At 67.6% G+C, this 13884-nt stretch carries 11 protein-coding genes and 1 riboswitch; of the genes, 7 read left to right on the top strand and 4 right to left on the bottom strand.

What is annotated here, in order from left to right; translation table 11 throughout:
- Positions 1 to 8: 8 nt before the first annotated feature.
- Positions 9 to 146: riboswitch (FMN riboswitch) on the bottom strand.
- A 41-nt stretch (positions 147 to 187) separates the two neighbouring features.
- Complete coding sequence (locus KOE53_RS13255) at positions 188 to 886, bottom strand: DUF1345 domain-containing protein (RefSeq protein ID WP_188058811.1); 699 nt, start codon at positions 884 to 886, stop codon at positions 188 to 190.
- A gap of 84 nt (positions 887 to 970) precedes the next feature.
- Here KOE53_RS13255 and fabG point away from each other — a divergent pair, with 84 nt between their 5' ends.
- On the top strand, positions 971 to 1738 hold the full coding sequence (gene fabG, locus KOE53_RS13250) for a 3-oxoacyl-ACP reductase FabG (RefSeq protein ID WP_188058810.1): 768 nt from the start codon (positions 971 to 973) through the stop codon (positions 1736 to 1738).
- Here the strand turns inward: fabG and KOE53_RS13245 are convergent, their stop codons facing one another.
- Complete coding sequence (locus KOE53_RS13245; protein WP_188058809.1) at positions 1739 to 3889, bottom strand: bifunctional lysylphosphatidylglycerol flippase/synthetase MprF; 2151 nt, start codon at positions 3887 to 3889, stop codon at positions 1739 to 1741.
- Positions 3890 to 4210: 321 nt separating this feature from the next.
- On the opposite strand from KOE53_RS13245, the gene KOE53_RS13240 reads away from it, so the two are divergent.
- Positions 4211 to 4918, top strand: coding sequence for a polysaccharide deacetylase family protein (locus tag KOE53_RS13240; RefSeq protein WP_188058808.1), 708 nt, complete (start codon positions 4211 to 4213; stop codon positions 4916 to 4918).
- On the opposite strand, the gene trpS is transcribed toward KOE53_RS13240, so the two are convergent.
- Together trpS and KOE53_RS13230 are read right to left on the bottom strand one after the other, a co-directional pair.
- Positions 4915 to 5925, bottom strand: a complete 1011-nt coding sequence (gene trpS, locus KOE53_RS13235; RefSeq protein ID WP_188046049.1) for a tryptophan--tRNA ligase — start codon at positions 5923 to 5925, stop codon at positions 4915 to 4917. The genes KOE53_RS13240 and trpS overlap by 4 nt on opposite strands.
- Positions 5926 to 5990: 65 nt before the next feature.
- Complete coding sequence (locus tag KOE53_RS13230; RefSeq protein WP_188046048.1) at positions 5991 to 6848, bottom strand: exodeoxyribonuclease III; 858 nt, start codon at positions 6846 to 6848, stop codon at positions 5991 to 5993.
- An 86-nt stretch (positions 6849 to 6934) separates the two neighbouring features.
- Here KOE53_RS13230 and glpK point away from each other — a divergent pair, with 86 nt between their 5' ends.
- The 5 genes from glpK to KOE53_RS13205 all read left to right on the top strand — a co-directional run bounded on the left by glpK (position 6935) and on the right by KOE53_RS13205 (position 13882).
- Positions 6935 to 8488, top strand: coding sequence for a glycerol kinase GlpK (glpK, locus tag KOE53_RS13225; RefSeq protein ID WP_188058807.1), 1554 nt, complete (start codon positions 6935 to 6937; stop codon positions 8486 to 8488).
- A 143-nt stretch (positions 8489 to 8631) separates the two neighbouring features.
- Positions 8632 to 9717 (top strand): BMP family lipoprotein, encoded by a 1086-nt coding sequence (locus KOE53_RS13220; RefSeq protein ID WP_188058806.1) that lies wholly within the window; start codon positions 8632 to 8634, stop codon positions 9715 to 9717.
- A 123-nt stretch (positions 9718 to 9840) separates the two neighbouring features.
- On the top strand, positions 9841 to 11340 hold the full coding sequence (locus KOE53_RS13215) for an ABC transporter ATP-binding protein (RefSeq protein WP_188046045.1): 1500 nt from the start codon (positions 9841 to 9843) through the stop codon (positions 11338 to 11340).
- Positions 11337 to 12599, top strand: a complete 1263-nt coding sequence (locus KOE53_RS13210) for an ABC transporter permease (RefSeq protein WP_188058805.1) — start codon at positions 11337 to 11339, stop codon at positions 12597 to 12599. The genes KOE53_RS13215 and KOE53_RS13210 overlap by 4 nt, the downstream gene beginning before the upstream one ends.
- A complete protein-coding gene (locus KOE53_RS13205; protein WP_188046043.1) occupies positions 12599 to 13882 on the top strand; it encodes an ABC transporter permease in 1284 nt (427 codons plus the stop codon). The genes KOE53_RS13210 and KOE53_RS13205 overlap by 1 nt, the downstream gene beginning before the upstream one ends.
- Positions 13883 to 13884: the final 2 nt, after the last annotated feature.

Below are 13884 nucleotides of genomic sequence, written 5' to 3'. Positions count from 1 at the left end.
AGACCACGCCGTGCTTCCTCTCATCCGGACTCGGGCGCCAAGGCACCCATCACCGTCGGTGCTGGAATTTCACCAGCTCAACCCTGCAGGCAGGGCTCGCGGACTTTCACCGCCGGTTCGGATTCTCACCGACCCCGGGAACACACACCTACCCTAACGTGGCGCAGCGGGGAACATTCCCGGAGCGTCACAAACCCTGAAATCCGCCCGCGATCGTGTTCATCGTGAGCACGATGATGAGGGCGTTGAAGAAGAAGCTGAGGGTCGTGTGCCAGACGACGGTCCACCGCATCTTCGAATCGTTCACCATCGAATCGGAGACGCCGAACGTCGTGCCGTTCGTGAACGAGAAGTACACGAAGTCGGTGAGCCGGGGGTTGTCGGTGCCGGGGAACCGGATGGGCTGCGCGGGGGCGGCGCGCAGGCACCGCGAGTGGTAGAGCCGGGCGTACCCCCAGTGGAACATCGCCCACGACAACAGCATTGCCCAGAGCGGGATGACCTCGGCGATCGCCAGGTGGTCGGGCTCCTGGCGCATGACCAGCAGAGCCACTGCGGCGACGAGGCCCACCGCGCTCGAGAGGAAGGCGGAGGCCGTGGCGAGCAGCGCCATGAGGCGCGCCGAGCTCGCGCGCGCGATAAAGACGTGATCGACCTCGCGCGTGCGCAGGTCGATGTTGAGCCACAGCACCGTGCCCGCCAGGTATATCGTGGCAAGCACGCACCACAGGATCAGGGCGCCGAACTGAGTGTCGTCGTCGAACGCGAAGATGAACTCGAGTCCGATGGCGATGAGGGTGACCTGCATCAGAACGCCGACGCTCTCGACGACCACCGTCATCGTCGACGTGGCAGCGGTGCCGAGGCGAGCGAGCTTCGAAGACATGCTGATCAGACTACGGGTTTCCTGGCCACAGTCCACGGAGTAGCCTCGAACCGCAATCGTTTCGTCGGCGAATCAGGAGGCCTCATGAGCGGGACAGACGAACAGGGACGCGTCGCACTGGTGACCGGGGCTGCTCGCGGCATCGGCCGGGCGGTCGCCCTTCGCCTGGCGGCCGAGGGGCGCACCGTCGGGGTGCTCGACCGGAACGGTGACGAGGCCGAGTCGCTCGCCGCCGAGATCCGGGCCGCGGATGGGCGGGCCTACGCGCTCGCCGCTGACGTAGCGAACGCCAACGAGGTTGAGGCGGCAGTGGCCGAGCTCGCCGAGCGCGTCGGCCCGCCGACCATTCTGGTCAACAACGCCGGGATCCTGCGAGACAACCTACTTTTTCGGATGACCGAGGACGACTGGGACCAGATCATGGACGTGCACCTCAAGGGGCACTTCCTGGTCACTCGCGCCGTGCAGGCGCATATGGTGCAGGCGGGCTGGGGGCGCATCGTGAACCTGTCGTCGACCTCGGCGACGGGCAACCGCGGGCAGGCGAACTACTCGGCGGCGAAGGCCGGGATCCAGGGGTTCACGAAGACGCTCGCGCTCGAGCTCGGACGCTTCGGCATCACCGCAAACTGCGTCGCACCTGGCTACATCGACACCGACCTCACCCGGCAGACCGCAGAACGGATCGGCGTTTCGTTCGAGGCCTTCATGGAACAGATGGCGGCGCAGACCGCGGTCGGGCGCACCGGGACTCCAGACGACATCGCCGAGGCGGTCGCGTTCTTCGCGGGGGAGCGAAGTGGGTTCACGACGGGGCAAGTGCTGTACGTGGCGGGCACGCCGCACGTGTAGCTAGTCCTTACCGGCGCTCGTCACCGAGGACGCGAGGTCGCGCAGCGTGGCATCGGGCAGATAGGCGCGGGTCAGCGCTATCGCGATGCGCGGCAGGTCGCCCTCGTCACGGTACAAGAGGGACATCGGCTCGGCGCGCGGGTTGAACTTCTGCTTGAAGCGGTGCAGCGACTTGAAGCCGTAGAGGGGCTCGATCATCTCGCCCAGGCGATCGAGCACAGTGTCGACCGCGCCAGCCTCGAGCTCGGCGGGGCGCACGAGCGGCGCCCCAGACAGCGACAGGAACGCGTAGCCCTCGTCGGCAAAGTGCAGCGCGGAGGCGGCGATCAGGAACTCCATCACGGGGCCGAACCCGCCGTCGCGGCGGCGCATGAGGTCGAGGGTCCACCCCCGGACCGTGCCGTCGGGACCATAGACGGGAAGCCACGAGGTGACGCCGTGGAGGTTGCCCTGCGCGTCGACCGCGATGCCCACGCGCGTCTCACGATCGAGGGCCTCCTCCACGGTGCCCAGCGTGAAGCGCATCTCGGGCAGGCCCTTGTCGCCGGCCCACTGCTCGGAGATGGCGCGCACCTGCGCGAGCACGCCCCAAGGCTCGTCGGCGAGTACGCACATGCGGAACGAGATGCCCTCGCGCTCGGCGCGGTTCACCGAGGTGCGCACCGGCTGCCAGCGCTTGCCGGTGAGCGAGAAGTCCTCGAGGTCGACGATGGTGTCCTCCGCGATCACCACCGCCCGCCATCCCTCGGGCCGCGCGGCGGTGGCCGCAGGTCCTGCCGAGAACACGCACGGGATGAGCCCGGCACGCTCGGCCGTGCGCGCGAACACCGCGAGCGCCTCGGCCTCCTCACCGTTCGGCGCGACCGGATCACCCAGTCCGATCGCGACCCCGGCGTGCGTCTGGAACCCGACGTACCCCTTGTCTACCGGAAGGTAGCGGTTCGGTGCCCAGCCGGTCATCCACGAAATGGTGCCGCCGCCGAGCTGTCGAAGTCGCGCCAGAGCCTCGTCGCGGTCGATGCCGTGCACCGTGAGAGTGCGCCGCCTTCGGCGCAGCGGCACGCGGAACGCGCCGCGACCGACGATGAGCACCACGAGCAGGGCGAGCCAGAGGAGGCCGGGGGCCAGGATCAAGCCGAGCGTATCGGCGGGGTTCTCGATCAGTCCAGACCCGCCAAAGATTGCGATGAGCGTGACACCGAGCGAGGCCGGCAGAATGTTGAACCCGGCGAGAATGAGCGTGACCACCCAGGCGGCGCGGATGCCCTGGCGCACACCGTTGGCGACGAGCGCGATGATGATGACGTCGATCGCGACGTCAATAAACGAGGCGGTCGGCTGATTGTGCCCGAGGGGGCCGTCGTAGGGGACGATGAGGTCGATGAGCTGTACCGCGCCAATGACCAGGAGGCCGCCGAACGCGAGGAGCCGCCACTCTCGAGTGCTGGGGCGCCCCGCCGGGTGGCGAAAGGCCGGCAGCGTACCGCTTACGATGAGCCCAGCCGCGATGGCGATGGCGTGCTCGAGGTTGGCCAGCTGGCCAATGTAGAGCACCTCGATCGCGGCCCAGACGCCGAGCGCGAAGCGGGCGCGCAGGCGCCACGGCGAGGGCAACGTCGCAAGCGCGAACGCGAGGCAGGCGAAGGCGCCGCAGGACGGGCCGACGTCGAGTCCCTCGGCGACGCGCTGCGCCCAACTCCACCCGGACGGGGCGATGAGGGCGAGGAGACCGGCGGCCCCGACGACCCCGACCACGTGGCCGCCGACGAAGATGCCGATCGTGCGGGCCGTGCCGAAACGCCACTCTGCCCAGCCGACGCCGCCGATCAGGACGGGGGAGACGAGCAGCAGCGTGAATGGTGGGGTGATGAAGAACGGCGAGGTCGCGATCGTCCACCAGCGCCCCTCGACGAACGCGGGAAGGCCCGTGGCAATGCGCTCGAACCAGGAGGCATCGGCCGCGGGGTGAATCAGCGTGCCGGTCGCCGCCGCGATCACGACGATCGCCGCGACGAGAGCGAGCGTGAACGGGAAGCGGGCCGCGGTGCGCAGCCACCGGAAGAACCGGTCGGGTGTCCTCGCGGACAAGGGCCCGCCTCGTGCCTCGGAGGTGGCGGGGTCGACCTGGCTCGGGGCAGCATCGGCGCTCATGGGTTCATTCTAAGGATCCGCGCGGCGGCGAGCCCGAAATCTATCGACAGTGGAACGCCAAACGGGATGCGCCCCAGTTGCCAGGCCCTTCACTGGGGGTGGCGCTCTGAGCGGTTCGATAAGAAATGCGCCTGTCCTCGTCAGAATGAGCTTTTAGCGGGCTATATTTTTGCCATGCCTCAGGCCGATCCAGCGATGCAGCTGACACACTCTCAATTGAACCGTCGCACCGTTCTCTCGCTACTGACCGTTGCCGGCGCAGGCGTTTTGGCGGCATGCGGCTCCGTGCCGGAGCCAGTGCCGGTTCAGGAGCGCCCTGTCGTGCCGAAACCGCCAGTGCCAGTGCCGGCGCCAGCGCCGACGCCGGCGCCGACGCCGACACCGCCGCCTGCCCCGCTTGTCGCTAAGGTACCGTTGCCGGGCGGCCCGATCTTCGATATCCCAGGCGAGGGCAGCCTCCTGGCGTGGACGGTCGATGACGGAAGTAACGCCGAGGTGATTGCTCGCTACGCGCGATTCGCAGCTGAGTCTGGAACGCGGCTGACGTTCTTCCTCAATGGGAGCTACCCAGGTTGGTCAGAGAACGCGGCCCTCCTCGCGCCGCTGGTGGCGTCCGGGCAAGTTCAGCTCGCCAACCACACGTGGAGTCACGCCGGCCTCACCTCGCTGAGCGACGCCCAGATCGTGCAGGAACTGCAGCAGAATCACGACTTCATCCAGGCAACCTACGGAGTCGACGCGCGACCGTTCTATCGGCCCCCGTACGGGTACCGAGACGAGCGCACTGACGCGGCGGCCGCGTCCATCGGGTACACGTCACCCATCATGTGGTACGGCTCGCTTGCCGATTCCGGGCTGATCTCCCCGGAGCAGTTGCTCGGCTTCGCCAACGAGTGGTTTCTCCCGCAACACATCGTCATTGGGCATCTCAACTTCACGCCAGTCACCGAGGTGTTCCCGCAGCTGTCGGCACTCATCGCCGAGCGCGGACTAACGACCGTCACGCTGAACGACATTTTCGAGTACTAGCGGCTGAGCAGCCCCATGCGCTCGTACACGGTGGCGAGCGTGCGGCTCGCGACCTCGTTCGCGCGGTCGGCGGCGCCCGCGAGCAGGCGGTCGAGCTCGGCCGGGTCGGCGAGCAGCTCGTTCGTGCGGGCCCGGATCGGCTCGAACGTCTCGTTCACGACCTCGACGAGGCCCTTCTTCAGGTCGCCGTAGCCGCGGCCCTCGAACTCGCGCTCGATCGACTCGACCGTGCGCCCTGTGAGCACCGCGAAGGTCGTGAGCAGGTTCGAGACGCCGGGCTTGGTCTCGCGGTCGAAGCGAATCTCGCCGTCCGCGTCGGTGACTGCGCGCATGATCTTCTTCTTGTTCACCGAGGGGTCGTCGAGCACCTTCAGCAGACCCGCCTCGCTGTCGGCCGACTTTGACATCTTCGACTCGGGGTGCTGCAGGTCGTAGATCTTCGCCGTGCCCTTCTGGATCTGGGCGTTCGGCACCACGAAGGTCTCGCCGAAGCGGCTGTTGAACCGCGCCGCGAGGTCGCGCGTGAGCTCGACGTGCTGGCGCTGGTCCTCGCCCACCGGCACGACGTCGGCCTGGTAGAGCAGGATGTCGGCGGCCATGAGCACCGGGTAGGTAAAGAGTCCGACCGAGGTTGTGTCGGCGCCGAAGCGCTGCGACTTGTCCTTGAACTGCGTCATGCGGCTCGCCTCGCCAAAACCGGTGAGGGTGTTCAGTACCCACGCCAGCTCGGCGTGCGCCGGCACGTGCGACTGGACGAAGAGGGTGGACTTCTCCGGGTCGATGCCCGCCGCGATGTACTGGGCGGCCGTTGAGCGCGTGCGTGCCGCGAGGTCGGCCGGATCCTGCGCGACGGTGATCGCGTGCAGGTTCACGACGCAGAAGTACGCGTCATACGAGTCTTGCAGCTGCGTCCACTGCGTGAGCGCGCCGATGTAGTTGCCGAGGTGGAGCGAGTCGCTCGACGGCTGCATGCCGGAGAAGATGACGGGTTTGCGGGTGTCGTTCATGAGTCCTCAGTGGGATCGCCGGGCGAGCCCGGAAGTACAAGAAAGGTGGAAGGCTAAGCCGCGCGCTACAGCGAGTAGTCGACGACGACGGGCGCGTGATCCGACCATCGCTCGTCATAGGACGCCGCGCGGTCGATCGTGTAGTGCGTGACCGTCTCAGCGAGCTTCGGCGTGACCACGTGGTAGTCGATGCGCCAGCCCGAGTCGTTGTCGAACGCCTGGCCGCGGTTCGACCACCACGAGTAGGGGCCGTCGACCTCGCCGTGGAACTGGCGCCCCACGTCGACCCAGCCGTGGCCGGTGCCCTCGGTACCGTCGACGCCGATGACGGTTTCGCCGCGCGGGCCAAAGAAGCGGTCGAAGTACGAGCGCTCGCGGGGCAGGAAGCCGCTGCGCTTCACGTTGCCCTTCCAGTTCTTGATGTCGAGCTCGCGGTGGCCGACGTTCAAGTCGCCGACGAGGGCCACGTAGTCGCGGGTGTCGGCGAGTTCGTCGAGACGGGCGCCCATCGCGTCGAGGAAGGCCCACTTCGCTTCCTGACGCGGGGTGTCGACCTCGCCGGAGTGCACGTAGACGCAGACGACCGTGACCAACTTGCCGTCGATGTCGTAGTCGGCCTCGATCCAGCGGCCGCTCGACTGGATAGCCTCCTGCGCGTCGTCAGCGCCCAGGCCGACGCGGGTGGCCACGGGGGCTACGCGGCTCGCAAGCGCGACACCCGCGCGACCCTTCGCAAGCGCGGCGTCGTGCAAAATATGCCAGCCCTCACCAAGCAGCTCCTCGATGTGGCTCGTCTCGGCGCGCACCTCTTGGATCGCGAGGACGTCGACGTCGCGCGCGGCGAGCCAGTCGCCCATGCCTTTGCGGTAGGCCGCGCGGATGCCGTTCACGTTGACCGATGCCAGTCGGAAGTTAGTCGCCATGCGCTCCAGTCTACGGTCGCGCACCCACGCGTCGAACGAGGCAGAATTCTTGGCCGGCAAAGTGCACGCACGGCTACGCTTGCCCCATGAACGCAGCGGCTCGCGACCACGTGATGGCGATCGACCAGGGGACGACGTCGACCCGGGTGATCGTGTTCGACTCCCAGGGCCAGATCGCGGGGGCCGCGCAACGCGAGCACCGCCAGATCTTCCCGCACCCCGGCTGGGTCGGTCACGACGCCGCCGAGATCTGGCGGGTGACGCGTTCCCTCCTGGTCGAGGCGCTCGCGCTCTCGCACGTGCCCGCACACCGCATCGCCGGCATAGGCATCACGAACCAGCGCGAGACGACTGTGGTGTGGGACGCGGCGACGGGGCGGCCCATCACCGATGCGATCGTCTGGCAGGACACCCGCACCCAGGCCATCGTCGACGAGTTCGCGAGTCATCCCGAGGGCCTCGACCGGCTGCGCGGCATCACCGGGCTGCCGCTGAACACCTACTTCTCCGCCACCAAGCTGCGCTGGATCCTGGACAGCGTCCCGGGCGCCCCGGAGCGCGCAGCGCGGGGCGAGCTGCGCTTCGGCACGATGGACAGCTGGCTGGTCTGGAACCTGACGGGCGGGGCCAAGGGCGGACGCCACGTCACCGATGTCACGAACGCGAGCCGCACCTTGCTCATGGACATCGCGCGACTCGAATGGAGCGACGAGGCCTGCGCACTCTTCGGCATCGACCCATCGCTCCTGCCCGAGATCGTCCCCTCCGTCGGCGTGATCGCCGAGGTGAGGGCCGTACCCGAGCTCGTGGGCGTGCCCGTCGCCGGGATCCTGGGTGACCAGCAGGCCGCGACCTTCGGCCAGTGCGCCTTCAGCGAGGGCGACGCGAAGAACACGTATGGCACCGGCGGCTTCCTGATGGTCAACACGGGCGAGCGGCCCGTCGCGTCCACGAGCGGCCTGCTCACGACCGTGGCCTACCGGATCGGCGAGGCCGCCCCCGTCTACGCGCTCGAGGGCTCGGTCGCGGTGGCGGGTTCGCTGCAACACTGGCTGCGCGACAACCTGGGCCTGTTCCGCGACTCAAGTGAAATCGAGGGACTCGCGACGAGCGTGCCCGACACCGGTGGCGCGATGATCGTCCCCGCATTCTCGGGCCTCTACGCGCCGCGTTGGAAGGCGGACGCCCGCGGCGTGATCGTCGGCCTCACCCGGTTTGTCACGAAGGCGCACCTGGTGCGCGCCGCGTCCGAGGCGATCGCGTTCCAGTCCGTCGAGGTGATCGACGCCGCACGCACCGACACCGGCCACGCGCTTGCCGAGCTGCGGGTCGACGGCGGAGCCTCGGCAAGCGACTTTCTCATGCAGTTCCAGGCCGATCTGCTCGGCATCGATGTGGTGCGCCCGCAGATGCTCGAGACCACCGCGCTCGGCGCCGCCTACGCCGCGGGCCTGGCCACCGGGGTCTGGCCCGACCTCGCCGCGCTCGCCGCAAACTGGCGCGAAGGACGCAGATTTACCCCCGCGATGGGCGCCGAGGAGCGGGCCCGGCGGCTGCGACTGTGGGAGAAGGCGGTCGCCCGCTCGCTCGACTGGATGGACGACGACGTGAGCGATTCGATCGGGCTCCAGGCGCAATAACCCGCCACAGGCAGAGACCCACTCGGTAACGTTTGCTGTTCGATTTGGACAGATGTCTCGGCTGTACCACGCTCGCGCCGGTACCCTCAGCTTGTTCCCGTGGTCGCCGACCTCGGGTCACCGTCTGAGAGAGGAAACCCCACGTGAACGCATCGATTCGTCGACGCGCCGTCGCGGCGCTCGCCACCGCCGGCATTGCCGGCATGATTCTTGCCGGTTGTTCGGCCCCGCCCGAGACCGGCGGCGGCGATGCCGGCGCAGAGGGCTCCGACTTCCTTGCCTGCGCCGTCTCGGACGAGGGCAGCTGGAACGACAAGTCCTTCAATGAGGCCGCATACGGCGGCATGCTCAAGGCCGAGAAGGACCTCGGCATCAAGATTTCCGATGCAGAGTCGCACACCCCCGAGGACTTCGAGCCGAACCTGACCGCCATGGTTGACGCCGGCTGCGACGTCATCTTCGGTGTCGGCTTCAACCTCGTCGACCCGCTGCACGCGGCGGCGAAGGCGAACCCCGAGTCGAACTTCGTCACGATCGACGGCTTCCTCGCCGACGACACGATCACGAACCTCAAGCCCGTCATGTACGACACGGTGCAGTCGAGCTACCTCGCGGGCTACGTCTCGGCCGCGTACAGCACCACCAAGATCGTTGGCACCTACGGCGGCATGAACATCCCCGCCGTGACCGACTTCATGGTCGGCTTCTACAACGGCGCAAAGGCGTACGAGGCAGACACCGGCGAGCTGGTGACGGTCGTCGGCTTCGACCCGGCGAACCCCGACGCGGGTGACTATGTCGGCGACTTCCAGAACAAGGAGACGGCCAAGAGCATCAGCGTGGGTCAGATCGAGCAGGGCGCTGACGTGATCCTGCCCGTCGCGGGTGGCCTGTTCTCGGCGACCAGCGAGGCAATCAACGAGTCGGGCAAGCCCGTCGTCATGCTCGGTGTCGACAAGAACGTCGCTGAGACGAGCCCCGAGTACGCCGATCAGATCTTGACCTCGATCGAGAAGCTGATGACGCAGGCGGTCTACGACGTGATCGAAGAGACGATGCAGGACGGCTTCAACGCCGAGGCCTACATCGGCACCCTCGAGAACGATGGCACCCGCATCAGCCCGTTCGGCGTCTTCGACGACAAGATCTCCGCGGAGATCAAGACGAAGCTCGACGAGCTGAAGGCCGGCATCATCGACGGGTCGATCGACCCCAAGGTGACTCCGTAACCACGGCAACACCCCTCGGCGGTCGCTGGCTTCGGCTAGCGGCCGCCGAGTATTTTCCGCCCGCCTGCGCGTAGGCATCGGCCCGCCGATTCGCTACAGTTGCACTCAACTACGGAGGGATCCATGAAACTCGAGCTCCGCGGCATCACCAAGCGCTTCGGCACGTTCACCGCGAACGATGCGGTCAGCCTCACCGTCCTGCCCGGCGAGATCCATTCGCTGCTCGGGGAGAACGGCGCGGGTAAATCGACTCTGATGAACGTGCTCTTCGGCCTGTACTCCGCAGACGGCGGCGAGATCCTGCTCGATGACGAGCCGGTCGTTTTCGCAGGCCCCGGCGACGCGATGGCCGCCGGCATCGGCATGGTCCACCAGCACTTCATGCTGATCCCCGTGTTTACCGTCGCGGAGAACGTGATTCTCGGCCACGAGCCGACGAAGGGTCCCGGCTTCATCGACCTCGACGCTGCGCGCGAGAAGGTGCGCGAGATCTCGGCACGCTTCGGCTTCGATCTCGACCCCGACGCGAAGATTGAGGATCTGCCCGTCGGCGCTCAGCAGCGCGTTGAGATCATCAAGGCGCTCGTACGCGACGTGAAGGTGCTCGTGCTCGACGAGCCGACCGCGGTGCTCACGCCCCAGGAGACCGACGAGCTGATGGAAATCATGCGCCAGCTCGCCGCGTCCGGCACCTCCATCATCTTCATTACCCACAAGCTGCGTGAGGTGAAGGCCGTCGCCGACCGCATCACCGTGATGCGCCTCGGCAAGGTCGTCGGCCAGGCCAGCCCTGACGCGTCCACCGCCGAGCTCGCCGAGCTGATGGTGGGTCGCCAGGTTGACCTCACGACCGCGAAGCGCGTGGCCACCCCCGGCGCCGACCGCCTCGTCGTCAAGGGACTGAGCCTCGTCTCGCAGACCGGTACCGTGCTGCTCGACGACGTGAACTTCACCATCCGTGCGGGCGAGGTGCTCGCGGTCGCCGGTGTGCAGGGCAACGGGCAGACAGAGCTCACCGAGACGCTGATCGGTCTCCGCCACGGCGCAAAGGGCAGCGTCAAGCTCGGCGGCACGGAGATGCTCGGCAAGTCGGTGCGCGATCTCATCGACTTGGGGATCGGATACATCCCCGAGGACCGTTCCAAGGACGGACTCGTCGGCGAGTTCTCCGTCGCCGAGAACCTCATGCTGAACCGCAGCTGGGGCGCCCCCTTCGTGCGCGCGGGCTCCATCCGGCGCGGGGTGCTCAGCGCGTTCGCGGACAAGGCGATCAAGGACTTCGATGTTCGCACTCGCGGCGCCAGCGCTAAGGCGGGGCGCCTGTCCGGCGGCAACCAGCAGAAGGTCATCATCGCGCGCGAGCTCGAGGCCGACCCACAGTTCTTTGTCGCGTCGCAGCCCACCCGCGGCGTCGACGTTGGGTCCATCGAGTTCATTCACGAGCGCATCATCGGCCTGCGCGATGCGGGGCTGCCCGTCCTGATCGTGTCGACCGAGCTGGACGAGGTCGTCAACCTCGCCGATCGCATCGCCGTGATGTACCAAGGCCGCATCGTCGGGATTGTCCCGTCGGACACGCCACGTACCAAACTGGGAGAGATGATGGCGGGGATCTCCGCATGAGTGAAACCTCGGCAACACCAGCCCCCGTGGCTCCCGCCCCCGCGCAGGATCCGGTCCCCCCGGGGACCGCGAATCTCGTGCTGCGCGAGATCCTCGGGTCGGGCTTCTTCCGCACCCTGCTCGCGATCGTGCTGGGCTTCGTCGTCGGCGGCATCCTCATGGCGGTCACGAACCAGGACTTCATTGACTCGGCCGGCTACATCTTCGGCCGCCCATCGGACGCACTCGGCGCCGGCTGGAACGCCATCGTCGACGGGTACACCGCGCTCTTCCAGGGGTCGATCTACAACCCCAAGGCCAAGTCGTTCGCGGGGGCGATCCGTCCCTTCACTGAGACGCTACGTTTCTCGGCGCCGCTCATTCTTGCCGGCCTCGGCATCGCGCTCGGCTTCCGGGTCGGCCTCTTCAACATTGGCGGTCTCGGCCAGATGCTCGCCGCGATTGGCGCGTCGTCGTACGTCGCCTACGCGTTTCCGCTGCCCGGCGCGCTGCACCTCATCGCAGCGATCGTCGCGGGCGTGCTCGCCGCGGCACTCTGGGGCGCGATCGCCGGCCTACTCAAGGCGACGACGGGCGCGCACGAGGTCATCGTGACCATCATGCTCAACTACATCGCCTTGAACCTGGTCACCCTGGCCATGCGCTCCGGGATCCTGCACGACCCGACAGCCGGCAGCAACCCCAAGACACCCGACCCGCTCGAGTCTGCGCTCTACCCGCTGCTGCTTGGCCCCCAGTTCAAGCTGCACGTCGGCTTCCTCGTCGCGCTTGCCGCGGTCGTGCTCTACTGGTGGCTGATGGAGCGCTCGGCACTCGGCTTCCGCCTGCGCGCCGTCGGCGAAAACCCGAACGCGGCGCGCACGGCCGGCATGAACGTACCTTTGCTCTACGTCATCGCGATGGGCGCGAGCGCCGGATTCGTGGGGCTCGCGGGCGTCAACCAGGTCCTCGGCAGCGTTGACGGCGTCACCCCCTCCATCCACTCGGGCATCGGCTTCGACGGCATCACCGTTGCGCTGCTCGGTGGCGGTGGCGGCATCGGGATCCTGTTCGCCGGTCTGCTGTTTGGCGCAATGAAGGCGGGCGGGCCCTCGATGCAGATTGCCGACGTCAGCCCGGAGGTGATGGTGGTGGTGCAGGGCGTGATCGTGTTGTTCATCGCCGCGCCGCCGCTCGTGCGCGCGATCTTCCGGCTGCCGAAGCCTGTGGCGAGTGGCCCGATCCGAAGACTCTTTACCGGGAAGAAGGGTGACGCCTGATGACTGAGCTCAAGCTGGCCGGGGTCGGCAGCGATACGCCTGTGCGTCGCCCGATCGACTGGCGCGCCCCGATTACGCTCAGCGTGGTCGCCGTGCTCGGATTCGTCGTATTTGGCCTGCTCGGCCGCGACCAGACCGTGACCTTCTCGTGGGCGTCGCGCGGCGTGCCCACCTTCATCCCTGACTGGGTCGCAAACTCGCAGGTCGTCGGTTTCGCGACCGGCGTGCTGATGCTCGTCATTGCGGTCTATGCGACCTGGCTTGCGGTGCAGCGGCGTCGGGTACCCGGTTGGTTTGTCGCCATCTTCGCGCTCTCCTTCCTCGTGGCCCTGCTCGGCTGGGTCGGCGCGGGGGACCGGGTGCCGTTCGTGTACCTGCTCACCGGCGCGATCGCGTTCTCCGTCCCCGTCGTGCTCGGCGCGCTCGCGGGCGTGCTCGGCGAGCGGGTCGGCGTCGTCAACATCGCGATCGAGGGCCAGCTGCTGATGGGCGCCTGCATGGCCGCCTTCGTGGGCACCCTGACCAATAACCTGCTGCTCGGGCTCTCGGCCGCCGTGATTTCCGGCGCGCTCGTCGGCATGGTGCTCGCCGTGTTCGCAGTGCGATATGCCGTCGAGCAGATCATCGTCGGTGTGGTCGTCAACGTGCTCGTCGCGGGCGTCACGAGCTTCCTGTACACGACGCTGATGACCCGCGACGAGGCCAGGTACAACAACCCGGGCACCCTGCCCTTCATCAAGATCCCGTTCCTGTCCGAGATTCCGGTCTTCGGCCCCGTGCTGTTCAACCAGCGCATTACGACGTACCTGATGTTCATTCTGATTCCGCTCATCGCAATCGCCCTCTCGAAGACCCGCTGGGGCCTGCGCCTGCGCGCCGTCGGCGAGCACCCGCTCGCGGCCGACACCGTCGGCATCAACGTGCCGCGCACGCGGTTCTGGGTCGTCACCGGTGCAGGCCTCTTGGCCGGCCTCGGCGGCGCGGCGATGTCGATCGGCTCGGTCGGCTCGTTCGTGCGAGATATGAGCGCTGGACAGGGCTATATCGCGCTCGCCTGTGTCATCCTCGGGCGCTGGAACCCGTGGGCCGCGACGGCCGCCGCCCTGCTGTTCGGATTCTCCAAGCAGTTCGGGGTGTGGGCCGGCCAGTCGGGCTCAGGGATCCCGAGCGACTTGATCGCGATGATTCCCTACATTGTGACGCTCATCGCCGTCGGTGGCTTCGTCGGGCGCTCGGTCGCGCCGGCCGCGGTCGGCAAGGCCTACACGAAGGCGGAGGGCTAGCC

The sequence above is a fragment of the Leucobacter sp. CX87 genome (assembly GCF_018682295.1).
Taxonomy (GTDB): Bacteria; Actinomycetota; Actinomycetes; order Actinomycetales; family Microbacteriaceae; genus Cx-87.
The sequence above is the reverse complement of the archived record's forward strand: the minus strand, read 5'-3'. Positions and strand labels throughout refer to the sequence as shown.

Coding starts and splice junctions, on each gene's coding strand:
- KOE53_RS13210 (WP_188058805.1), top strand. CDS start 11,337: ATGAGTGAAACCTCGGCAACACCAGCCCCCGTGGCTCCCGCCCCCGCG.
- KOE53_RS13255 (WP_188058811.1), bottom strand. CDS start 886: ATGTCTTCGAAGCTCGCTCGCCTCGGCACCGCTGCCACGTCGACGATG.
- glpK (WP_188058807.1), top strand. CDS start 6,935: ATGAACGCAGCGGCTCGCGACCACGTGATGGCGATCGACCAGGGGACG.
- trpS (WP_188046049.1), bottom strand. CDS start 5,925: ATGAACGACACCCGCAAACCCGTCATCTTCTCCGGCATGCAGCCGTCG.
- KOE53_RS13205 (WP_188046043.1), top strand. CDS start 12,599: ATGACTGAGCTCAAGCTGGCCGGGGTCGGCAGCGATACGCCTGTGCGT.
- KOE53_RS13215 (WP_188046045.1), top strand. CDS start 9,841: ATGAAACTCGAGCTCCGCGGCATCACCAAGCGCTTCGGCACGTTCACC.
- KOE53_RS13230 (WP_188046048.1), bottom strand. CDS start 6,848: ATGGCGACTAACTTCCGACTGGCATCGGTCAACGTGAACGGCATCCGC.
- fabG (WP_188058810.1), top strand. CDS start 971: ATGAGCGGGACAGACGAACAGGGACGCGTCGCACTGGTGACCGGGGCT.
- KOE53_RS13245 (WP_188058809.1), bottom strand. CDS start 3,889: ATGAGCGCCGATGCTGCCCCGAGCCAGGTCGACCCCGCCACCTCCGAG.